This is a genomic window from Streptomyces sp. JLBT605 (assembly GCF_058215555.1).
This window is the reverse complement of the sequence record NZ_CM177087.1, coordinates 2632535-2658247: the sequence shown is the minus strand read 5'-3', so window position 1 is coordinate 2658247 and position 25713 is coordinate 2632535. Positions and strand designations below refer to the sequence as shown.

General features: G+C 75.9%; 2 protein-coding genes (1 of these 2 running past the window's edge). Both read left to right on the top strand.

Annotation, left to right across the window (positions count from 1 at the left end; all coding sequences use genetic code 11):
• On the top strand, nt 1-4348 hold the 3' portion of the coding sequence (locus AC4BDD_RS11720) for an amino acid adenylation domain-containing protein (RefSeq protein WP_490690940.1). It extends 416 nt beyond the left edge of the window; 4348 of the gene's 4764 nt are visible here — the last part of the coding sequence; its start codon lies off the left edge, out of view; it ends in the stop codon at nt 4346-4348.
• Nucleotides 4348-25713 carry an SDR family NAD(P)-dependent oxidoreductase gene (locus AC4BDD_RS11715; RefSeq protein ID WP_490690939.1) on the top strand — a complete coding sequence of 7122 codons (21366 nt, stop codon included), beginning with the start codon at nt 4348-4350 and terminating at the stop codon, nt 25711-25713. The genes AC4BDD_RS11720 and AC4BDD_RS11715 overlap by 1 nt, the downstream gene beginning before the upstream one ends.

Genomic DNA, 25713 nt, shown 5'->3' with positions numbered 1-25713 from the left:
GGGCGAGCGCGTCCGGGAGCTGGTCGACGTCCCCTTCGACCTGGAGCGCGACCCGCTGTACCGGGTCTACTTCATCCGCGGCCCCTGGCGCGGCCCGCTGCTGCTGCTCGTCTTCCACCACCTGATCACCGACGGCGTCTCCAGCCATCTGCTGCTGCGCGAGATCGTCGCCGGATACGAGGGCCTGGCCGCCACCGGCACCCTCCCGGCCTTCGAACCGTCCACCCCCTACAGCGCGTTCGTGCGCTGGCAGCGGGAGATGCTCGGCGGCGCGGAGGCCGAGGAGCACCGCGCCTACTGGACGCGGAAGCTGGCCGGGGCCTCGACCTCGGCCATCCTGGACCGGCTGGCCGACCACCGGCGCGGCGGGGCGGCCCGGTTCGTCGGGCAGAGCGTCCAGCTGGAGCTGGATCCGGAGTTCTGGGCCACCGTCCGGGCCACCGCGCGGGCGCACGAGGTGACGCCGTTCAGCGTGGTGCACGCCGCGTTCACGGGCCTGCTCGCCCGTCACACCGGGCAGCGGGACATCCCGGTGCTGGTGCCCACCGACGGGCGGCCCACCGCGGACTTCGACCGGACGCTGGGCTACCTCATCAACCCGGTGGTGCTGCGCACCGCCTGCGCGCCGGAGACGACCCCGCGGCAGCTGTTCGAGGCCATCCACGACGGGCTGCTGGAGGCCGAGGACCACAGCGGCTACCCGTACGCCTCGGTCGTCAACGACCTGCGGCGCGCGGGCGGGACGGAGGCCGGTTTCGACATCGGCTTCTACCTCCAGCAGGGCGTCGGCAAGGACCTGGACATGGCCGCCGGGCAGACCCTGTTCGAGGACGCGCTCGCCATCACCCAGGAGGGCGAGTCTGACCTGGTCGTCGAGGTCGTGGTGCGCGGCGACCGGGCGCTGGTCTACTTCAAGTACGACCCGGAGCTGTTCGAGCGGGCCACGGTGGAGCGGCTGGCCGAGCACTACCGCCATCTGCTGCGCGCCATGACCGAGCACCCGGACCGTGAGCTGGGCGCGTTCGAGCTGATCAGCCCGCACGAGCGGGAGCTGGTGCGGCGCGCCAACGACACCGCCACCGGGCACCCGGACCGGGCGACCGCCGTCGAGCTGATCCTGGACCAGGCCGCGCGCACCCCCCAGGCCACCGCGGTCATCGACGCCGACAAGACCCTCAGCTACCGCGAACTCGCCGACCGCGTCGAGCTGCTGGCCGGCCGGCTGGCCCAGCGCGGCATCGGCGCAGGCTCGCTGGTCGGGGTGATGGCCGACCGCCGCGCCGAGCTGATCGTCGCGCTGCTCGCGGTGCACCGGGCCGGGGCCGCGTATGTGCCGCTGGACCCCGAATTCCCCGCCGATCGGCTGGAGTTCATCGCCGCCGACGCGGGTCTGACCTGCGTGGTGACGGACAAGGCGTCGGCCGGGCGGCTGCCGTCGGCGGTCTCCGAACCGGTGCTGCTGGACGACGTCGACTGGACCGCGCCGGCCCTGCCGGCGCCCGGCCACGCGCCGGTGACCGGCTTCGACGACCGCACCGCCTACGTGCTGTACACCTCGGGCTCGACCGGCAGGCCCAAGGGCGTGGAGGTCACCCACGGCAACCTGGTCAACTTCCTGCTCTCGATGGGGGAGCGGCCGGGCTGCGCGCCCGGCGACGTGCTGCTCGCGGTGACCACGGTCAGTTTCGACATCGCGGGCCTGGAGCTGCTGCTGCCGCTCACCCGGGGCGCGGCCGTCGAGATCGCCGCGACCGAGGTGGCCCGGGACGGCCTCGCGCTCCGCGAGCGGCTGGAGACCTCCGGCGCCACCATCGTCCAGGCCACCCCGGCGACCTGGCAGATGCTGATCGCGGCGGGCTGGAACGGGCGGCTGGCGGGCCGGATCCTGTGCGGCGGGGAGGCCCTCAACCCGGAGCTGGCCGAGAAGCTGCTCAACCGGGCCGACGAGGTCTGGAACATGTACGGGCCGACCGAGACGACCATCTGGTCCTCCGTCGGCCAGGTGCGCCGCCACCGCCGGATCAGCGCCGGCACGCCGATCGCCAACACCCGCTTCCACCTGCTGGACGAGCGGCGCAGGCCGGTGCCGTTCGGCGCCACCGGCGAGCTGTACATCGCCGGTGAGGGCGTCGCCCGCGGCTACCGGGGCCGCCCGGAGCTGACCGCGGAGAAGTTCCCCGACGGCGCGTTCCTGGGCGAGGCAGGCCGGGTCTTCCGCACCGGGGACGCCGCCCGCCATCTGCCGGACGGCTCCATCGAGCTGCTCGGCCGCCTGGACCGGCAGGTCAAGCTCCGCGGCTACCGCATCGAACTCGGCGAGATCGAGGCCGCGCTGCGCCGGGGGGAGCTGGTCGAGGAGGCCCGGGTGCTGCTGCGCGAGGACACCCCGGGCCACCCGGCGCTGGTCGCCTTCGCCCTGGTGTCCGGGGTGCGCGAGGCCGCCGACGCCGCGGCCGCCCGGATCCGCGGGCAACTGGCCGACTGGCTGCCCGGCTACATGGTCCCGGCCCGGGTGGTCCCGCTGACGTCCTTCCCGCAGACGCCCAACGCGAAGATCGACACCGGCCCGCTCCAGCGCCTGCCGATCGACGAGATCATCCGCCGCCACGGCCACCCCCACACCCCCGCCCCGGCTCCTGCCCCGGCCCCCGCCCCGGCGCCCGCCGCGGGCACCGGGCCGTCGCTCCGGCTGCGGGAGGAACTGCGCGGCTGGGTGGCCGAGATCGCCCAGCTGCCGGTGGCCGAGGTCGCGCCCGACCGGCCGATCGGCGACTTCGGCTTCGACTCCATCCGCTTCACCCGGCTCAGCGCGGTGCTGCGCGACCGGCTCGATGTGACCGTGCCGCCCACCGCGTTCTACGCCCACCCGTCGCTGGACGCGCTCGCCGCGCACCTGCTGGAGAAGTTCCCCGGACAGCTCGCCGGGTGGACCGACCGGGCCGAGGACGGTCCGGTCGCGGACGTGCGCAGCCCCCGGGCGGTAGCCCCGGCCGCGAGCGTGCGGCAGGCCGAGCCCCTCGCGCCGCGCGCGGCGGGCTATGAGCCGGTGGCGATCGTCGGCATCGGCGCGCGACTGCCGGAGTCGGACAGCCTGGCCGAGTTCTGGTCCCACCTGGCCGCCGGACGGGACCTGGTGCGCCCGTACCCGATGGAGCGCGGCTTCTCCCGCGCGCTCTTCGGCCGGCACGGCGATCCCGCCGACTTCCAGGGCAGTTTCGTGCGCGACGTCGACGCCTTCGACGCGCCGCTGTTCCGCATCTCCCCCCGGGAAGCGGCCCAGATGGACCCCCAGCACCGGCTGCTGTTGCAGGCCGCGCGGCAGGCGATGGAGGACTCGGGCACCGCGCCCGAGTCGCTGGCGGGCACCCGGACCGGCGTGTTCGTCGGCATCAGCGGCGCTGACTACTTCAGCCTGCTGGGCCACGAGCGGCAGGCCGACGACCACTTCCTGATCGGCAACGTCGCCTCGGTCGCCGCCAACCGCATCTCGCACCTGTTCGACCTGCACGGCCAGAGCACGATCTACGACACCGCCTGCTCCAGCTCGCTGGTCGCCATCCACCGGGCGGTGCGCGCCCTGCAACGGGGCGACTGCGACACCGCGCTGGCCGGCGGCGCCAACCTGCTGCTCTCCCCGTACGGCTTCCAGGGGCTGCGCCGGGCCGGGATGCTCAGCCCCGACGGGCGGTGCAAGACCTTCGACGCGCGGGCCGACGGCTACGGGCGCGGCGAGGGCGTCGTGCTGCTGATGCTCAAGCGGCTCGACCAGGCGCGGGCCGACGGCGACCCGGTGCACGGCGTGATCATCGGCTCCGCCGAGAACCACGGCGGCCGGACCCACTCGCTGACCGTGCCCAACCCCCGGGCGCAGACCGACGTGGTGCTCCGCGCGCACCGCGCCGCCGGCGTCTCGCCCGCCTCGATCGGCTACATCGAGGCGCACGGCACCGGAACCCCGCTCGGCGACCCCATCGAGCTCGACGGGCTGAAGGACGCCTTCGCCGCCCTCATGGACGACTGGGGGCTGGGGCCGCACGACGCGCGGATCGCGCTGGGCTCGGTCAAGACCAACATCGGCCACCTGGAGGCCGCCGCGGGCGTGGCCGGGGTGGTGAAGGTGCTGCTCGCCATGGCACACCGCACCCTGCCCGGCCTGGTCCACCTGACCGATCCCAACCCGATGCTCGACTTCACGACCGGCCCCTTCCGGCTCCAGAAGGACACCGCGTCCTGGGAGCCGTGGCGGGACGCGACCGGGACGGCCCAGCCGCGGCGCGCGGGCGTCAGTTCGTTCGGGATGGGTGGCAGCAACGTGCACGTAGTGCTCGAAGAGGCAGAGGAACAGTGATGGTGCAGAAGCAGACGACCTCTTCGCAGCGGCACGTCGTGGTGCTGTCCGCGTCCGGGACCGCGCAGCTGGCCGAGTACGCCGGCGAGACGGCCCGCTGGATCGAGGACCACCTGGCACGCCGCCCCGGTGGCGCGCCGCACACCCTCGCCAGGCTCGCCCACACCCTGCAGACCGGCCGGGAGCGGATGCGTGAGCGGCTCGCGCTGGTCGTCACCTCGCTGGAGGAACTGGCCGGGAAGCTCTCCGCGTTCGCGGCCGACCCGGACGGCCCGCACGGGCTGCTGCGCGGCAGCGGCGAGCCGGCGGCCGACGGCGCCCCGCACACCGGCACCGACCCCGACGAGGCGGCTCGGCGATGGGTGGACGGCGTCCAGGTGGAGTGGAGCGCGCTGCGCGGCGGCGGCCCCGCCCCGGCCCGCCTCTCGGCCCCCACCCCGCCGTTCCGGACCCGCTCGTACTGGATCGAGGAGCCGGAGGCGCCGGGCCACACCGCCGCCGGGGCGGGGCACCCGCTGCTCGCCGCGGCGGCCGACGCCCAGGGGCGGGAGTTCTCCGCCACCTTCACCGGGGCGGAGTTCTTCCTGCGCGACCACGCCGTCGGCGAGATGAAGGTGCTGCCCGCCGTCGCCGCGCTGGAGCTGGCGGCGGCCACCGCGGGCCGCACTGGCCGCGGCCCGGTGCGCACCATCGAGGACGTCATGTGGACCCGGCCGGTCATCGTCACCGACCGGCCGGTGGCCGTCCAGCTGCGGCTGACCCCCGGCCCGGACGGCGCGGGCCTGGAGTACGAGGTCCGGCGCGGCGAGGAGCTGTGCTCGGCGGGCCGGATCGGCTTCGGCACCCCCGAGGCCGTAGCCGCGGCCGCGGCCGGGGCCGCACCCGGAGACCCGTCCGGTGACTCGTCCGGCGCTGTCCCCGGTGCTGTCCCGGGTGGAGATGAGGTGCTGGACCTGGAGGCGATCCGCGCCCGCTGCCCGCAGACCGTCGCCGGCGCCGAGTGCTACGCCCTGTTCGACCGGCTCGGCGGCGGCTACGGCCCCAGCTTCCAGCCGCTGCGCTCACTGCGGCGCGGCCGGGCCGAGGTACTGGCCCGGGTCGAGGTGCCCGCCGCGGTCGGCCTGCCGCACGAGACGTTCACCCTGCACCCCTCGCTGCTGGACGGCATGCTCCAGGCAGCGCTGTGGACCTCCGAGGACCCCGACGCGGTCAGCGAGCGCAAGCTCCCCTTCGCGCTGCGCTCGCTGGAGATCCTGCGCCCGCTGCCGCCGCGCGGCTTCGTGCACGCCGTGCCGGAGGCCGTGGACGGCGGCTCCGCGCGGACCGCCGGGCACGACCTGACCCTGGTCGACGACGAGGGCCGGGTGGTGCTGCGCGTCAAGGGCCTGCTGACCCGGGCGGTCGGCCAGGCGCACGCACTGCGCCCCGAGGAGCCGGACGCCGCCCGGACGGTGGCCTTCGAGGAGGTGTGGCAGCCGGCGCCCGTCCCCGGTGAGGCGGCCGGCGAGGAGCTGGGCGACGTGCTGGTGATCGGCGCCGACCCGGAGCTGCCCGGCCTGCTGCCCGCCGCGCACACCGTCGCGGTGCGCCCCGGATCCCGCTTCGCCGAGGACGACGGCGCCTGGCGGCTGCGCCCGGAGCACGAGGAGGACTGGGACCGGCTGTTCGCCGAGTACACCCGGCGGGGCCGGGGCCCGGGGCTCATCGTCTTCGACGCCGTCGCCTCCCCGGCCGGGGACGGGCCGCTGGACACCTCCGCGCTCCGTCTGACCACGCTCTTCCGCGCCTGGTCGCGGGCGCGCTTCAGCCGGCCGGTGCGGGTGCTGTACCTCTTCGAGACCACCGGCGGGCTGGACGACGCGCTCAGCGCCGCGCTCGACGGACCGGCCAAGGCGCTCGCCAACGAGCAGCCGGCCTTCCTCACCTCGGTCATCGCCCTGGAGCCGGGGACGGTGCGGGACCGGGCGCGGATCGTGGCCCGGGAGGCCGCCGCGGCCGACCACGCCTTCGCGGTCGGCTACCGCGACGGCGAGCGGCAGGTCCGCGCCTGGCGGCAGCTCCCCGGCTTCGCCGACGCGCCCGGTGAGCCGCTCGCGCTGCGCGAGGACGGCACCTATCTGGTGACCGGCGGCCTCGGCGGCCTCGGCCGGCTCCTGGTGACCCGTCTGGCGGCCGCGGGCCGGGCCCGTTTCGTGCTCGCCGGGCGGTCCCCGCTCGACGCCGGCCGGGAGCGGGAGCTGGCCGCGCTGCGCGCCGAGGGGATCGACGTCTCCTACCGCACCGCCCGGCTGGGCGAGCCGGGCGAGGCCGCCGCGCTGGTGGACGCCGTCCGCGCCGAGCACGGCGCGCTCCACGGCGTGCTGCACCTGGCCGGCGTCACCCGGGACGCGTACGCGCTCGGCAAGGACCTGGGCGAGATGGCCGAGGTTCTCGACCCGAAGGTGCGCGGCACCATCGAGCTGGACCGGGCCACCGCGGACCAGCCGCTCGACTTCTTCCTGCTCTTCTCCTCCATGTCCGGTGCCGCGGGCTCGCCCGGGCAGAGCGACTACGCCTACGCCAACCGCTTCCTGGACGCCTTCGCGCACCGGCGGGAGGGCCTGCGGCGGGAGGGCCGCCGGCAGGGGCGCACCCTCTCCCTGCTCTGGTCGCTGTGGGAGGACGGCGGCATCCGCATGGAGATGGACCAGGCGGCGCAGGACCGGATGGTCGAGGAGGTCGGCCTGCGGGCCATCCCGACCGCCGACGGTCTGGCGGCCTTCGACGCCGCGCTGCGGCACCGGGGCGACCATCTGCTGATCGCGCACGGCCGCCCGGCGAAGCTGCGGGAGGTGCTCGCGGACGCGGGCCGCCGCCCGCTGCCCCGTCCGGCCTCCGTGGCCGCCGCGCCGAACGCGGAAGCACCGGACGCCGGGGCTCCGGACGCCGGTGCCCCGGCCACCGAAGCACTTGCCGCTGACGACCCCGCCGCTGACGCCTCCGGCGCCGCCGGGTCGCGGGGCCCCGGGGAGCGGGAGCGTGCCGAGGAGTACCTCAAGGAGATCCTGGCCGGGGCCTTCGGCATGCCCGCCGAGGAGATCGAGGCGGATACGGCCTTCGAGGCGTACGGGATCGACTCGATCCTGATCATGGACCTCAACCGGACCCTGGAGGAGCACTTCGGGCCGCTGCCCAAGACCCTCTTCTTCGAGTACCAGGAACTGCGGTCGCTCGCCGGCTACTTCCTGGCGCAGCACGGCGACAAGCTGGCCGCCCTCGCCCCGGCGCCCGCCCCCGCCCCCGCCCCGGCCGCCGAGCAGTCCCGTCCGGCCCCCGAGGAGTCGCGTCCGGAGCCCACGGCGCCGCCGGTGGGCGGGCAGGCCGCGTCCCGGACCCCGGCGGCCCGGCCGGCGCCGGAGCCCACCGCCCGGCCGGCATCCGCGACCGCCGCGTCCGCCGCGGACGACGACCCGATCGCGATCATCGGAGTCAGCGCCCGGTTCGCCGAGTCGGACGACCTGGACAGCTTCTGGGAGCACCTGCGGGCGGGCCGCGACCTCGTCACCGAGATCCCCCGCGACCGCTGGGACTGGCGGGACTACGAGACCGCCACCGAGGCCGACCGCGCGGTGCGCCACAGCCACTGGGGCAGCTTCGTGGACGGCATCGACCGCTTCGACCCGCTGTTCTTCGGCATCTCGCCGCGCGAGGCGGAGATCCTCGACCCGCAGGAGCGGCTGTTCCTGCAGACCGCCTGGCACACCCTGGAGGACGCCGGCTACCCGCGCGCCGACCTGCGGAACCGCAAGGTCGGTGTCTACGTCGGCGCGATGTACACGCTCTACCAGCTCTACGAGGCCGACAACGGCCGGATCGCCGCCTCCTCCTACGCCGCGATCGCCAACCGCGTCTCGTACACCATGGGCTTCAGCGGCCCCAGCCTGGCCGTCGACACCATGTGCTCCTCCGCGCTGAGCGCCATTCACCTGGCCATCCGCGACCTGCGCGCCGGCGAGGCCGAGGTCGCGCTCGCGGGCGGGGTGAACCTCCACGTCCACCCGTACAAGTACCGCTTCCTCAGCCAGGGGCAGTTCACCTCCAGCGACGGGCTGTGCCGCAGCTTCGGCGAGGGCGGCGACGGCTACGTGCCCGGCGAGGGCGTCGGCGCGGTGCTGCTCAAGCCGCTCAGCGCGGCGCTGCGCGACGGCGACCACGTCTACGCCACGATCCTGGGCAGCAGCGTCAACCACGGCGGCCGGACCAACGGCTTCACCGTGCCCAACCCGCTGGCGCAGGGCGAGCTGATCGACCGGGCCATCGAGGTCGCGGGCGTCGACGCCCGCACCATCTCCTACATCGAGGCGCACGGCACCGGCACCGCGCTCGGCGACCCGGTGGAGATCCGCGGCATGACCCGCGCCTTCGCCGAGGCGGGCCTCGCCCCGGGCAGCCTGCCGATCGGTTCGGTCAAGTCGAACATCGGACACCTGGAGTCGGCGGCAGGCATGGCCGCGCTGTGCAAGGTGCTGCTCCAGATGAAGCACCGCACCCTGGTGCCGTCCCTGCACTCCGAGACCCTCAACCCCAACATCGACTGGGCCGACTCGCCCTTCGCGGTGCAGCGCGAACTGGCCCCCTGGCAGGCGGCCGACGGCGCTCCGCTGCGCGCCGGGATCAGCTCCTTCGGCGCGGGCGGAGCCAATGCCCACCTCGTCGTCGAAGAGCACATCCCCGGCACCGGTACCGGCGCCGGTGGTACCGGCACGGGCACGGCGGCCCCGGCCGGGCCGTACCTCTTCCCCCTCTCGGCGAAGACCCCCGAGCGGCTGCGGGAACTCGCCCGCCGCTTCGCCGGCTTCCTCGACCGGCACCCGGACACCGACCCCGCCGCGATGGCCTTCACCCTCCAGATCGGCCGCGAGGCGCTGGAGGACCGGCTGGCCGTGACCGCCTCCACGGTCGCCGAACTCAGCTCCGCGCTGTCCGCGTTCGCCGCGGGCGACCCGCTGCCCGCCGGCGCCTGGCAGGGCAGTGTGCGCGGCACGCCGCGCGAGCGCGCCGCCCGGGTCGACAAGGACGCGCTCCGGTCGGCCGTCGAGCGGCGGGACGTGGCCGCCGTCGCCGGGATGTGGGTCCTCGGCGGCGCGCCCGAGTGGCGGCGGCTGACGGACGGCCCGGCGCCCCGGCGCCTGCCGCTGCCCGGCTACCCCTTCGAGGAGATGCGCTGCTGGATCGTCGACGGCGACGGCGGGGTCCGGCACCGCCGGGCCGTCGCGGGCCCGGCGGCCGGCGGGGACGGCGCGCATCCGCTGCTCGGCCGGGTGGACGCCGCAGAGTCCCTGGACGGGGCGCTCAGCCACCGCACCGCCTTCGGCCCGGACCACGTCCTGATCCGGGACCACCAGGTGGGCGGGGTCCACCTGCTGCCCGGGGTCGTGAGCCTGGAGATGGCGCGCGCCGCCGCCGAGGCCGCCGGCCTCGGCGAGCGGGCCGTGCTGCGCGACGTGCGCTGGCTGCGCCCGCTGGTGGTGGCCGGCGAGGAGCGCCCGGCGTGGCTGGCACTGCGCCGCACCGACCGCGGGCTCGGCTTCGAGCTGCGCGGCCGGGACGGCGGCGCCCCCGTCGTCCTCGCCCAGGGCACCCTGGACGCTCCACCGGAGGGCGACCGCGAGGAGCGGGTGGCGGTGGAGGCGATCCGCGCCCGCTGCCCCCAGCACCACGAAGGGGCCCGGCTGTACGCGGACCTCGCGGCGGCGGGGCTGGCCTACGGGCCCGCGCTGCGCGGCGTGGAGTGGATCGCGGCCGGTGACAACGAGGCCCTGACCCGGCTGGTGCTCCCGGCCGAGGCGGGCGCCACGCTGGCGGAGTGCGTGCTCCACCCGGCGCTGCTGGACAGCGCGCTGCACACCTTCGCCGCGCTGCGGGACCGCAGCTCGGGCCAGGCGATGGTGCCCTACGCGGTCGGCGCGGTGGAGATCCACCACCGGCCCGCCGAGCGGGGCTACGCCCACGTCCGGGCCGTCGGACCCGACCGCTACGACATCGAACTCCTCGACGACACGGGCGTGGTGTGCGTGCGGCTGCGCGACTTCGCGCTGCGGCCCGCCCCGAGCGGGGCCGCCGCCCCGGCCACCACCGCGCCCGCCACCTCGTTCGCCGCGACGGGTACCCCGGCCGCCGGCGCCACGGCCGCCCCGGTCGCCGAGACCGCGGCCGCCCGGTACGACGGGTCCGGCCTGCTGGACGATCTGCTCTTCGTGCCGCGCTGGGCCCCGCTGGACCCGGCCGGCGGCAGCGGCCCGTTCGGCGACCGCTCGGAGGGCGTGTGGATCGTCCACGACGAGGGCTCCGAGCCGCTCGCCGCCGCGCTCGCCGCCCGCACCGCCGCCCAGCCGCTGCTGGTGCGGGTGGACGACGCGGACCCAGCGACGCTGGCCGGGCTGCCGCTGCCGGACGCCGTGTACTTCCTGGCCGGCACCGCGCGCCCCGGCGTGCGCCATGACGACGCGGCAGACCTTGAGGACAGCCAGCGGCGCGGCGTGCTCGCCCTCTTCCGGCTGGTCAAGTCGCTGCTGGCGCGCGGCGCCTCGGCCCGCCCGCTGCGGCTGGCCGTGATCACCGCGGACGTCCTGGCGGTGCGCGGCGAGCCGGTCGGAGACCCGTTCGCGGGCAGCCTGCACGGGCTGACGCAGTCGCTGGCCCAGGAGTGCCCGCGCTGGCAGGTGTCGGTGCTGGACCGCGCGAGCGGGGAGGACCCGGGCCGGTCGGCCGAGGAGATCGGCCGCCTGGTGGCGGGCGGCGGCGCGGCCGAGGCCGGGCTGCTGGCGCTCCGCGACGGCCTCGCCTACCGCCGCAGGCTGGCGCCGGCGCGGCCCGGTGTGGTGCCCGAGCCGCGGATCCGCCGGGACGGGGTCTACCTGATCCTCGGCGGCGCCGGCGGCATCGGCCTGGAGGTGACCGACTGGCTGGTGCGCGAGTTTGGAGCCAAGGTCGTCCTGGTGGGGCGCAGCGCCCTGGACGAGGAGCGCGCCGCCCGGCTGCGCCGCATCGACCCGGACGGCAGCAGCGTCTCCTACGAGCGGGCCGACGCCGCCGACGCGGCCGAGCTGGAGCGGGTGGTGCGCCGCACGGTGGCGCTCCACGGCGGGCTGCACGGCGTCTTCCACTCCACGATCGTGCTGCGCGACCAGAGCCTGGCCAACATGGACGAGGCCACCTTCCGCGCCTCGCTGGAGGCGAAGACCCGCACCGGGGTCGCCCTGCTGGCCGCGGTGGGCTCCCTCCCGCTCGACTTCATCCTGTTCTTCTCCTCGGCGGTGGCGCTGTCCGGCAGCGCGGGACAGAGCAACTACGCGGCGGGCAGCACCTTCGAGGACGCCTTCGCGCACTTCCTCGACGCCCGGCTGGACGCCGCGGTGCGGGTCATCAACTGGGGCTACTGGGGCACCGTGGGCATCGTCGCCCAGGACCACTACCGGGAACGGCTGGCCCAGAACGGCATCTTCTCGATCGAGCCCGCGGAGGGCATGGCGGCAGTGGACCACGTACTGGGACATGACGAGCGGCAGACGGTGGTCACCAAGGCCACCCGCCAGGTGCTGGAGTCGGCCGGGGTGGACTTCCCGCCGGCCGGCACCGCCGCCGCCACGGGCGCCGCGGACGCGTCCGGCGGGGCCCTGCCGGTGCCCTCGGCGGCCTTCGGGATCGTGGACCGGCTCGCCGCCGAGCCGCCGGTGCCCCCGATGCTGCCGCCGGTGGAGAGCGACCGCCTGGACCGCGTCATGCTGGACTGGCTGTGGCTGCTCTTCCGCGAGCGGGGCGTCTTCCTGAGCTCGGCTGAGCGCTGGACGGAGCCGGAGCTGGCCGGGCGGCTGGGCATCCAGGACAAGCAGCGGCGCCTCTTCGAGGAGCTGCTGCGGGTGCTCACCGTCGGCGGCCATCTGCGCCGGGAGGCCGGCTCCACGCTGGTCCCCACCGACCCGCGGGTGCTCGCCGACCCGGAGGGCGACCTGGTCGCCATGTGCGACACCACCGAGGCGCTGAACCACTTCGACCGGCTGCTGCGGCCGTGCATGGACAACCTCTTCGCGGTGATGCGCGGCGAGGTCCGGGCCACCGATGTGATGTTCCCCGGCGGCTCCACCAAGCTCGTCGAGGGCGCCTACCGGGGCAGCCCGGTGGTGGACCGCGCCAACTACCTGGTGCACAGCGCCGTCGGCCGCTTCCTGGCGGAGCGGGCCGGAGCCCTGGGCACCGACCGGCCGCTGTCGGTCCTGGAGGTCGGCGCCGGAACCGGCGGCACCACCGCCGAGGTGCTGCCGGTGATCGCCGCGCTCGGCGTGCCGGTGCGGTACGTCTACACCGACATCTCCAAGGCGTTCCTCCAGCACGGCCGGCAGCGGTTCGCCACGGACTACCCGTTCGTGGAGTTCCAGACCCTGGACGCCTCCCGCGACCCGTGGGACCAGGGCTTCACGCCCGCGAGCTTCGACGTGGTCATCGCCGCCAACGTGCTGCACGCCACCGACGACCTGCTGGCCACCCTGGGCCGGGTCGAGGCGCTGCTGGCGCCGGAGGGCTGGCTGGTGCTCAACGAGGCCAGCCAGAACGTCATCACCGCCACCCTCACCTTCGGCCTGCTCGACGGCTGGTGGCTGAACACCGACGCCCATCTGCGGCTGCCCGGCTCGCCGCTGCTCTCCGGCGAGGGCTGGGAGCGGGTGCTGGGCATGGCGGGCTTCGCGCACAGCCGGGCGATCGCGGCCGACGGGGCGTCCACCCAGTCCGTGATCGTCGCCGAGACGCGCACCGGGGCGGCCGCCGCCGGGCAGCCGGGCACGGCCCCGGCGCCGTCCGCCGGGCCGGCGCGGCCCGCCGCCCAGCACGGTCCGGGCACCGCGCCCCAGGGCGCCGCCGCCGGTGCGGCGCACGCCGGGGACGCCGGGGCGGACCGGCTGCGCGCGGCCGTGGAGGCGTTCGTCAAGGACGCCTTCCACGAGGTCCTCCAGGTCCCCGCGGAACGCCTCTTCCCCGAGGAGACCTTCGAGAACTTCGGCATCGACTCGCTGAGCATGCCGCGCATCGTGGATCTGCTCGCCCCCCGGGTCGGTGGATCGCTGCCCGCCACCCTGCTCTTCGAGTACCCGACGATCGGGCAGCTGGTGGACTACTTCACCGAAACGCACGCGGACACCCTGCGCGCGGCGCTGCTGCCCGCCGAGCCCGCCCCGGCCGCAGAGCCCGCGTCCGTCCCGGCCGCCGAGCCGGGCCGTCCCACCGTGGCCGCGGTCGTGACCCCCCGGCCGGCGGCGCCCGCCCCGGCCGCCGCGCCTGCCCCGGCGCCGGCCGCCTCGCCCGAGGGCTGGCGGAAGATCGCCATCATCGGCGTCGCCGGGCGCTACCCCATGGCCCGGGACCTGGACGCCTTCTGGGAGAACCTCAGCGCGGGCCGGGACTGCGTGTGCGAGGTGCCGCGGGACCGCTGGGACTGGCGCCGGCGCACCGAGGTCGCGGGCGCCGAGGTCAGCCGCTGGGGCGGATTCCTCGACGGCGTCGACGAGTTCGATCCGCGCTTCTTCCAGATGTCGCGCAACGAGGCCGAGCTGACCGACCCGCAGGAGCGGCTGTTCCTGCAGACCGCCTGGGAGACGCTGGAGGACGCCGGCTACCCGCGCGCCCGGCTGCGCGGCGCCAGGGTCGGCGTGTACGTGGGCGTGATGTACGGCCAGTACCAGCTCTTCGAGACCGAGGAGGGCCTGGCCGGCGGCATGGGCTACTCCTCGATCGCCAACCGGGTCTCGTACTTCTTCGACTTCCAGGGCCCCAGCCTGGCCGTCGACACCATGTGCTCCTCCTCGCTCAGCTCCCTGCACCTGGCCTGCGAGGCGCTGCTGCTGGGCGACGCGGAGTACGCGCTGGCCGGCGGCGTCAACCTCGCCGTCCACCCGCGCAAGTACACCCAGCTGGCGGTGGGCGGCTTCACCTCCAGCGACGGCCGCTGCCGCAGCTTCGGCGAGGGTGGCGACGGCATGGTGCCCGGCGAGGGCGTCGGCGCGGTGCTGCTCAAGCCGCTGGAGCTGGCCGAGCGGGACGGCGACCGGATCCACGGCGTGATCCTGGGCAGCGCGCTCAACCATGGCGGCAAGACCGGCGGTTTCGCCGTGCCCAATCCGGTGGCCCAGGGCGGGCTGATCACCCAGGCGCTGCGCCGCGCGGACGTCGACCCCGCCACCATCGGCTACCTGGAGGCGCACGGCACCGGCACCTCGCTGGGCGACCCCACCGAGATGGCCGGTCTGGTGCGGGCCTTCGCCGACCGCCCGGCGGGCGCCGGGAAGATCGCCCTGGGCTCGTTGAAGTCGAACATCGGGCACCTGGAGTCGGCCGCCGGGATCGCCGCGGTCACCAAGGTGCTGCTCCAGATGCGCCACCGGCAGCTGGTGCCCTCGCTCCACGCCGACCGGCTCAACCCCAAGATCGACTGGGCCGAGGTGCCGTTCCGGATGCAGCGCGAGCGGGCCGACTGGCGGCAGCCGGACGGAACCCCGCGCCGCGCGGGCATCAGCGCCTTCGGGGCGGGCGGCGCCAACGCCCACCTGATCCTGGAGGAGTACCAGGAGCACGGGGAGTACGAGCGGTACGAGGGGTACGGGGCATCCGCTGCCGGCTCGCGGCCGACGGCGGGCCAAGCCCCGGCCGGGCCCCGGCTGTTCGTGTTCTCCGCGCGGGACGAGGAGCGGCTGCGGGAAACCGCGGCCCGGATGCACGCCTTCCTGACCCGCGGCGGCATGGCGGCCGGAGCGGCCGGTGGGGCCGGTGGGGCCGGGGTGTCGCTCGGCGGGACGCCGGGGGCCGCGGGGCCCGAGGTGGCGCCGGTCGCGGCCGAGCTCGCCCGGCTCGCCGGGGTGGCCGGAGCCACCCCCGACGAGCCGCTGGCCGAGCTGGGGCTCGACCTGATGGCCGTGTTGAAGCTGGTGGAGCAGGTCGCGGCACGCTTCGGGCTCGACCCGGACCGGGTGCGGCCCGGGGTGCTGCACGAGGAGCTGACCCTGCGTCAGGTCGCCGCGGAGCTGACCGGCCGGTCGCAGGCCGGGCCCGGCGCGGGCACCGCGGGTCCCGCCGCGGGCGCCCACATCACCGGCATCGACCTGGACCGGCTCGCCTGGACGCTCCAGACCGGCCGTGAGGCGCTCGGCGAGCGGCTCGCGCTGGTCGCCTCGGACGCCGCCGAGCTGAGCGAGGCGCTGCGCCGCTTCGCCGCCGGGGACGACCGGGCCCCGGGCCTGTACCGGGGCAGCGTGCGCGGCGAGTCGTGGCTGCGCCCGGCCCTGCGGCCGGTGGGTGCGGACACCTCCCGGGCGGGCCTGGACCGGCTCGCCCAGCGCTGGGTGACCGGCACCGAGTTCGACTGGGCGGGGCTGCACCCGGTGCGGCCGCGGCCGATGTCCCTGCCCGGCTACCCGTTCGCGCGGGAGCGCTACTGGATCCGCGAGGCCGCCCGCCCCGAGCGGGCGCTGCCGTCGGCCGGACCCGTGGCTGGACCGGCGGCCGCCGAGCCGGTGCGCGCGGTCCGGTCCGTGGCCCCGGCCGCGCCCGCGTCGCGGGTGCCGGCCGCCGAGCCGCCGACCTGGCTGGCCGACCGGGTGCTTGAGGTGCTGTCCGGGCTGACCGGCTACTCGGGCGAGGAGCTGGACCCCGGGCTGAGCTTCCACGCCCACGGGCTCGACTCGCTCAGCCTGATCAAGCTGGCCGACCAGGTGAGCCAGGCGTTCGGGGTGCCGGTCACCCCGGACACCTTCCTGGAGGCGACCACCCCGACGGCGCTGACCGCCCTGCTGTGGCGGGAGCGCGCCGCCGAGCTGACCGCCGAGCACGAGCCGGAGCCGGTTCGCGCCGCCGAACCCGCCCGGGAGCCTGAGCCGTTCCGCGCGGCCGAACCCGCCCGGGAGCCGGAGTCTGCCCCGGCGCATGAGGCCGGCCCGGCGTACGAGCCCGCCCCGGAGCAGGAGGCCGGCCGGGCGCACCAGCCCGCTCCGGCCGCCGAGCCGGCGCGCGCCGACTCCGCGCAGGACGACCCGGTGGTGATCGTCGGCATGGCCGGGATCATGCCCGAGTCGCCGGACCTGGACGCCTTCTGGGAGCGTCTGGAGCGCGGCGGCGACCTCATCTCCGAGGTGCCGGGCGACCGCTGGGACTGGCGCGAGGTGTACGGCGACCCGGCCGAGCACCCGGGCCGCACCCGGGTCACCCGCGCGGGCTTCATGCCCGACATCGACCACTTCGACCCGCTGTTCTTCGGCATCTCGCCGCGTGAGGCGGTGTGGATGGACCCCCGGCAGCGGCTGCTGCTGCGCACGGTGTGGACCGCGATCGAGGACGCGGGCATCGATCCCGGTGACCTCGCGGGCACCAGGACCGGCCTGTTCGTCGGGGTGGGCCCGTCCGAGTACGCGGAGCTGATCCACCGCTCCGGGGTGAAGGTGGACGCCTACGCCTCGACCGGGCTCACCCCCTCGATGCTGGCCAACCGGATCTCCTACCACCTCGATCTGCGCGGCCCCAGCGAGCCGGTGGACACCGCCTGCTCCAGCTCCCTGGTGGCGCTGCACCGCGCCGCGGAGGCACTGGAGCTGGGCCACTGCGACACCGTCATCGCGGGCGGCGTCAGCGTGATGCTGTCCCCGGTGAGCTTCTCCTCGCTGGAGCGCGCCGGCATGCTCGCCCCGGACGGGGTGGGCCGGGCGTTCGACAAGGACGCCTCGGGCTATGTGCGCGGCGAGGGCGTCGGGGCGGTGGTCCTCAAGCGGCTCAGCAAGGCGCTGGCGGACGGCAACCCGATCCACGCCGTGCTGCGCGGCACCGCCGTCAACCACGGCGGCCGGGCCAACTCGCTCACCGCCCCCAACCCCACCGCGCAGGCTGATGTGATCGTCGCCGCGCATGACAAGGCCGCCGTCGATCCCGCCACCATCGGCTACATCGAGACCCACGGCACCGGCACCCTCATCGGCGACCCCGCCGAGGTCAACGGCCTGCGGCAGGCGTTCGCCGAGCTGTATGACCGCTGGGGCCACCCGGTGCCCACCGAGCCGCACTGCGCGCTCGCGGCGCTGAAGAACGCCATCGGGCACCTGGAGCCGGCGGCCGGGATATCCGCCCTGCTGCGGGCCCTGCTCGCCATCCGCCACCGGCGGCTGCCCGGCAACCCGAACGTGCGGGAGCTCAACGGCTATCTGCGGTTGGAGGGTTCGCCGTTCCACGTGCCGCGGGAGAGCCAGGAGTGGCGGCGGCCGCTCGGCGCGGACGGCCGGGAAGCGCCGCGCCGCGCGGGCATCAGCTCATTCGGCTATGGAGGAGTGAACACGCACGTGGTGCTGGAGGAATACGTGGCCGACGAGCCGCCCGCGCGGCCGGAGCCGGTCCTCTTCACGCTCTCGGCCCGGGACCCGGAGCGGCTGCGCGCCTACGCGCGGTCCTTCGTCTCCGCGCCCACCGCGGCGTCGGGGGCGCCCGGCGTGACCGACTGGACGCGCGATCTGACCGGCACCGCCTACACCCTCCAGGTCGGCCGGGCCGACTTCGCCGAGCGGCTCGCCTTCGTGGCGTACGACGGCGAGCAGGCGCGGGCCCGGCTGGCCGACTGGCTGGACGGCCGCACCGACGGCGTACTGACCGGCCGGGTGGAGCGCGGCGCGACCCCGCCGCCGCTGGACGAGCGGGAGACGGACCCGGCCAGGATCGGCGCGGCGTGGGTGCGCGGCGCCACCGTGGACTGGTCCCGGCTCCACCGCGGCACCCCGCGCCGCCGGTCGCTGCCGACCTACCCCTTCGCGGCCGACAGCTACTGGTTCCCGGCGGCCGCGCCCGCCGCGGAGGCGTCGGCATCCCCGGCGGCATCCCCGGCCCGGGCCGCCGCCCCCGCCGCGCCCGCCCCCGCTCCCGCCGCTGACGGACCCGTGCGACTCGGCCCGGATGTGGCGCTGTTCGGCACCGGCTGGCGGGAGGCGCCGGTGCCCGCCGCCGGGGAGCACCAGGGCGACATCCTCGTGCTCTGCGCCGACGACGAGACGGCCGCCGCGCTGCCCGGCGCCCCGGTCGTGGTGCGGCCCGGGGTGTCCTTCCTGGAGCTGGGCGACCGCCGCTACGAGATCGACCCCACCAGCCCGGAGGACCATCTGCGGCTGCTGCGCACCCTCAAGGACCGCGGCATCCGCGTGGCGCGGATCGCCCACCTGTGGCCGCTGGAGCGGCCCGGCGCGGCCCCGCGCGACTTCGCCGCGCGCGTGGAACACGGCCCCGAGGCCCTGTTCCTGCTGCTCAAGGCGGTGCTGACGGTGGACGGTTCGGCGCTTGCCCGGATCCAGGTCGCGGTCACCGAGCGGGGCGCGCCGGCGCTGGCCGAGGCATGGGGCGGCTTCGCGGGTTCGCTGCGCGCCATCTCGCCCGGCACCGGCTTCTCGGTGATCCGCTTCGCCGACGGCCACGACCGGCCGGCCCTGCTGGCCGAGCTGGCCGCCGGCCACCTGGACGCGGCCGTCGTCCGCCACCAGGGCGGGGTGCGCACCACCCAGTACCAGCAGGAGATCCCGGCCGCCGCGCTGGAGGAGGTGGCCGAAGGCGGTGCGTTCCGCCGCCGGGGCGTCTACCTGATCAGCGGCGGCATGGGCGGCCTGGGGCTGCTGCTGGCCCGCAGGCTCGCCACCGGCCACCAGGCGCGGCTGGCGCTGCTCGGCCGCTCGCCGCTCGACGCGGCGATCCAGGAGCAGCTGCGGCGCTTGCGTGAACTCGGCGCGGAAGCCGACTACTTCCAGGCCGATGTCACCGACGCGGCCCGCACCGCCGAGGTGGTCGAGGGTGTCCGGGCCCGCTGGGGCGAGCTGAACGGAGTCTTCCACCTGGCCGGGACGGTGAGCGGACGGCCGCTGCCGGAGAAGGACCTGGCCGAGCTCCGCGCCCAGCTGCGGGTGCGGACCGAGGGCACCCGGGTGCTGGATGCCGCCACCCGCGACGACCGGCTGGACCTGTTCGTGCTGTACGCCTCGACCGCCGGCCACCTGGGCGACTTCGGGCTGGTCGACTACGGCGTCGGCGCGCGCTTCCTCGACGGCTTCGCCGCCGAGCGGGAGGAGCTGCGGGCCGCCGGGGCACGGCACGGGCGGACGGTCGCCGTCGACTGGCCGATGTGGCGCGACGGCGGCATGCACGTCGAGGCCGATGACGAGGCCCGCTACCTTGAGCTGACCGGCTTCCGCTACCTGGAGACCGGCGAGGGCGACCGCGTCCTGGACCTCGCGCTGGCCGGTGGCCGGAGCCGCCTGATGGTGGTCCCGGGCGACCTCGAGCGGATCCGCGCCCTGGTGGCCGCCGGCGCGGACAGCGGCGAACGGACCACCGCCCCCACCGCCCCGGCAGCCGCCACCGCCCCTGCGACCCGCACGGCTCCGCAGGCTCCCGCCGCCCCGGCGGCGGCCCGGACCGACCTCACCCAGGCGGCGCTGAAGGCCGCCGTCGTCCAGGAGCTGCGCCGGATCCTCTCCGGTGTCCTGGGCATCGCCGCCGACGCGCTGGAGGCGGACGCGGGCTTCGGCGAGTACGGGCTCGACTCCTTCGGCCTGAAGACCCTCTCCGCCGAGCTCGGCGAGCGGTACGGCTTCGAGGTGCCGACCACCGCGCTCTTCTCCGCGAACACCATCACCAAGCTCGGCGCGTACCTGCTGGAGGAGTTCGCCGACGACCTGCGCCGCGCGCACGCCCCGGCGACCCCCGCGCCGGCCCCCGCCGACCCGGCCGCCCCCGCGCCGCGGCCGTCCGCCGGTGACCGGTCGCGGCCCGCCACCGAGCCCGCGGTCACCGCCCAGCCGGGCACCCCGGCAGCCACCCAGCCCGAGCGCCCGCTCACCGCCCAGCCCGGGGCCGAGGCAGCCACTCAGGCCGTCGCCGGGCCCGCCGCGCATCCGGCCGGGGCCACCGCCACCGGCCGTGCGGGCGAGGCCGGCGAGGAGCCGATCGCCATCATCGGCATGAGCGGCCGCTTCCCCGGCTCGCCCGACCTGGAGACCTTCTGGCAGCACCTGGACCGGGGCGACGACCTCATCGGTGAGGCCCCGGCCGAGCGCTGGGACTGGCGGGAGCTGGAGGAGCGGTTCCCCGGCACCCCGCGCTGGGGCGGATTCCTGTCCGACGTGGACCGGTTCGACCCGCTGTTCTTCAAGATCTCGCCCCTCGAGGCCGAGGTGATGGACCCCCAGCACCGGATCTTCCTGGAGGAGACCTGGAAGGCGCTGGAGGACGCCGGCTGCCGTGCCGACACGCTCGCCGGACGGTCCGTGTGCGTCTTCGTGGGCACCCAGTTCACCGACTACGAGTCGATGGTGCTCGGCAGCGCGGGCAGCGAGGCCCCCAACGCGTACGCCGGGGCCGGGCTGGCCCGCACCATGCTGGCCAACCGCATCTCCTACCTGCTCGACCTGCGCGGCCCGAGCGAGAGCATCGACACCGCCTGCTCCAGCTCCCTGGTGGCCCTGCACCGGGCGGTGCGCTCGCTGCGCTCCGGCGAGAGCGAGCTGGCGATCGCGGGCGGGGTCAGCCTGGTGCTCTCCCCGCAGACCATCGTCAGCGCCCACCAGCTGGGCGTGCTGGCGCCCGACGGCCGCTGCAAGGCCATGGACCGCGGCGCCAACGGCTATGTGAAGGGCGAAGGCGTGGCCGCGCTGGTGCTCAAGCCGCTGTCCCGCGCCCTCGCGGACGGCGACCGGGTGCACGGCGTGATCCGCGGCAGCGCGGTGAACCACGGCGGCCACGCCACCTCGCTGACCGCGCCCAACCCGGCGGCACAGGCCGATCTGCTGGTGGCCGCCTACCGGGACGCGGCGGTGCCGATGGAGACGGTGTCGTACCTGGAGATGCACGGCACCGGCACCGAGCTCGGCGACCCCGTCGAGGTGGACGCCATCCAGCAGGCGTACCGGCGGCTGGCCGGGGACGGTGCGGGCGCGGCCGAGGTGGGCCTGGGCACGGTCAAGAGCAACATGGGCCACCTGGAGCCGGCGGCGGGCGTCGCCGGAGTGGTCAAGGTGCTGCTGGCGATGGCCCACCGGCGCCTGCCGAAGACCCTGCACGTGGCCGAGGTGAACCCGCTGATCCGGCTGGACGGCACTCCGTTCGCGCCGGTGCTCCAGGCCCGCGACTGGCAGCCGGTGGACGCCGCGGGCGATCCGCTGCCGCGCCGCGCCGGGGTCAGCTCCTTCGGGTTCGGCGGTGTGAACGCGCACGTCGTGCTGGAGGAGGCCCCCGGGCTGCCGCAGGCCGCGGCTCCGGCCGGGGGCGTGGCTGGGGCCGAGGGCGCGGCTGGGGGTCCCGAACTGTTCGTGCTGTCGGCCCGGGACACCGAGCGGCTGCGCACCTACGCCGCCCGCACCGCCGCCTTCCTGGAGCGGGACGCCGACGCGGTGGCCCCGCTCGCCGATCTCGCCCACACCTCGCGGGTGGGCCGGGTGCCGATGACCGCCCGGCTCGCCGCCGTGGTGAGCAGCCGGGCCGAACTCCGCGACGTCCTCGCCCGGTTCGCCGAGACCGGGGACGCGGCCGGCATCGGGCAGCTGACCACCGGGAGCGCGCAGGGCGCCGATGTGCGGCACGCCTGGCTCGGCGAGCCGGAGGGCCAGGAGTATCTGCGCCGGATCCTGCGCGACCGCGAACTGACCCAGGTGGCCCGGCTGTGGACCTCAGGGGTCGAGCCGGACTGGTCCGCGCTGCACACCGGCGCCGTGCCGCACAAGGCCGCGCTGCCGACGTATCCGTTCGCGGCCGGCCGGCACTGGCTGGGCGGCGCCGGACAGCAACCGCAGTCCCTCGCGTCCGCCCCGGCCGCCGCCCCCGCCTCCGCCGCACCGGCGACGGGAACCGCCACCGCCACCGGTGAGCTGGTGCTCGCCCGGAGCTGGCGGCCCGCCGGGGAACCGGCGGGCGAGCTGCCCGACCCGGCCGCGGTCACCGCCGGCGGACCGGTGCTGGTGCTGGCCGGCCCGGAGCACGAGGCGCTGGCCGGCAGCCTCTTCGGCGCCGACGCCCGCGTCGTCGTCATCCGCGAGGACGAGGACGCCGACCCGGAGGCGGGTGCCCGCATCGCCCGCGCGGTGCTGGACCGGGACGACGCCCGCATCGGCGGCGTCGTCGACCTGGTCGATGCCGCCGACGAGCCCCGCGACCGGGTGCGGGAGAGCTGGGCCCGGGTCGTCCTCGCCCAGGAGCTGGTGGCCCGGTTCCGCACCACCGGCCTGTTCTACCTGCACTTCACCCAGGGCCTCACCTCCTTCCGGGCCCAGCGGCCCACGCTGCGCGGCGCGGCGTTCGCCGGGCTGGTGCGGATGCTCTCCGCCGAGTACCGGGGGGTGCGGGCGCGCACCGTCGACCTGGACGCCGCGACCCTGACCGCCGACCGGCTGCGGGCGGCCATCGCCCGGGAGGTGGCCGCGGCGCCGACCGACACCGAGGTGTGCCTGCGCGACGGCGTGCGCCATCTGCCGGAGCTTCAGGAGGCCCGGGCGGCGGCGGACGCCGCGGACTGGCGCGACGGCCTGGCCGGCCAACCCGTCGTCATCACCGGCGGCACCGGCGCCCTGGGCCGGGCCATCGCCGCGGACCTCATCGACCGCGGCGCGGACCGGCTGATCCTGATGGGCCGCCGCCCGCTGCCCGACCGGGACCGCTGGGAGGGTTTGAGCACCGCCGCGGACACCGACCCGGAGACGGCGGCCCGGCTGCGCGCGCTGCTCGACCTGGAGCGGCCCGGGGTGCGCGTCCAGGTCGTCACCGGCCGCCTCGACGACCGCCGCCGGCTGCGCGACACGCTGGCCCAGGTCCGCGCCGAGCACGGGCCGATCGCCGGAGTGGTGCACTGCGCGGGCGTGGGCCTGACCGCCAATCCGGCGTTCGTCGGCAAGCGGGTCGAGGAGATGCGGACGGTCCTGGAGCCCAAGGTCGCCGGGTTGCAGGAGCTGAGCGACGCCTGCGCCCAGGACCCGCTGCGCTTCTTCGTGCTGTGCTCCTCGGTGTCCGGCCGGATCCCGCTGCTGGCGTCCGGCATCAGCGACTACGCGCTCGCCAACTCCTTCCTCGACGCCTACGCCGAGTACCAGGTGGCGGCCGGACGGACCTCCTTCCGCTCGCTCCAGTGGCCGAGCTGGCAGTCGATGGGGATGCCGGAGGTGACCACGGACGTCTATCTGGGCCTGGGCCTGCGCGCGATGCCGACCCGGACCGGTCTGGGGCTGCTGCACCGCGCGATGGCGGTCCCCGGCGAGGCGGTGCTGATGCCGTGCCTGGTCGACCCGGAGACATTCGACCCGGCCCGGCTGCTGACCCTGCCCGCACCCGCGGCGACCGCCGCACCGGCGGCCCCGGTCCCGGCGGGGGAGGCTGCCCCGGCCGCCGCCCCGTCTGCCCCGGTGGCTTCCGGTGCGAACGGGTCCGGGACCTCCCAGGACGCGCTGCTGGCCGTACTGCGCGGGGTCTTCTCGCGGCAGCTGCGGCTGCCGGAGAGCGCACTGGAGGCCGACGTGAACTTCGCGGACCTCGGCGTGGACTCGATCATGATCGCGCAGCTGCTGGTCGGGGTGGAGGCGGAGGTGGGGATCTCCGTCGAGCCCTCCGCCTTCCTCGAACACCCCACGCTGCGGAGCCTGTCGGCGCATCTCCTGGCCGAGGGCGCGACGGTGAGCGAGGCCGCCACCTCGGCGGATGCGGCGGCGCCCGAGTCCGACCCGGCGCCCGCGTCCGCCCCCGAGTCCGCCCCCGCGCCCGCGCCCGCTGCCGCCACCGTGACGGAGTCCGTGCCCGCGCCCGCGCCTGCCGTCGCGACGCCGACGGCGGCGGAGCCACGTCCGGCCACCGGGCGGATCGCGGTCATCGGACTCGCCTGTCACTTCCCGGGCGCCCCCGACCAGGAGGCGTTCTGGCGCAACCTGGCCTCCGGCACCGACTCCATCACCGAGGTGCCCGCCTCCCGCTGGGATGTGGACCGCTTCTACGCCGACCACTACGAGCCCGGCAAGAGCATCAGCAAATGGGGCGGCTACCTCGACACCATCGAGGACTTCGACCCGGGCTACTTCCGCATCGACGAGGCGGAAGCGCCCCGACTCGACCCGCTGGTCCGGCAGTTCCTGGAGGTCAGCGCGGAGTGCCTGCGGGACGCCGGATACGAGCGGTCCGAGGTGGCCGGGCGCCGGGTCGGCGTGTTCGCCGGCTCACGGACGTCCAACTTCGGCGCGTACCACGCCGGTTCCGGCGGCGGCAGCATCAGCGGGATGGCGCAGAACTTCATCGCCGCCCATGTGTCGCACTTCCTCAACGTCCGCGGCCCCAACATGGTGGTGGATTCCGCCTGCTCGTCCTCGCTGGTCAGCGTGCACCTCGCGGCCCAGGCCCTACGGGCGGGCGAGTGCGAGATGGCGCTGGCGGGCGGGGTGGAGATCCTGCTGGACGAGATCCCGTTCGTGGGGATGAGCGAGGGCCGGGCCCTGTCGCCGACCGGGCGGTGCCACACCTTCGACGAGAGCGCGGACGGCATCGTGCTGGGCGAGGGCGCCGGTGTGCTGCTGCTCAAGCGGCTGGAGGACGCGCTGCGCGACGGGGACCGCATCCACGCGGTCCTGGAAGGCAGCGCGGTCAACAACGACGGCCGGACCATGGGCATCACCACGCCCAACCCCGAGGCGCAGCGCGAGGTGATCGCGGACGCGCTGCGGGCCGCCGGGGTCGACGCCGGGCAGATCGGCTACGTCGAGGCGCACGGCACCGGCACCATGATCGGCGACCCGATGGAGCTGAAGGCGCTGACCGAGGTGTTCCGCAAGTCCACCGACGAGACCGGCTTCTGCGGGGTCGGCAGCGTCAAGACCAATGTCGGGCATCTGCTGAGCGCGGCCGGGATCGCCGGGCTGACCAAGGTGATCCTGGCCATCCGGCACGGCCAGCTGCCGCCCACGCTGCACTGCGAGACCGTGAACCCGCGATTCCGCTTCGAGGACTCGCCACTGTTCCCGGTGCGCCGGCTCCAGGACTGGCAGGGCCGCGGCGGCGTGCGGCGGGCGGGCGTCAGCTCGTTCGGCTTCGGCGGCACCAACGCCCATCTGGTCCTCAGCGAGCTCGACGCCGCGCTGCGCGACCGGCACCCGGTGCGCAGGGCCCCGCTGGAGCCGATCCGCTACGACCGTCGCCGGTACTGGTTCCCGACCCCGACTCCTGCCCCTGCCCCCGCCCCTGCTGCGGCCGAGGCGTCGGCCCCGGCCCCTGCCCCCGCCTACGCCCCGGCCGAGGTGTCGGCCCCTGCCGAGGCCGCCCCCGAGGCCCCGGCCACCACCCCCTTCCTTGAGCTGCGCTTCTAG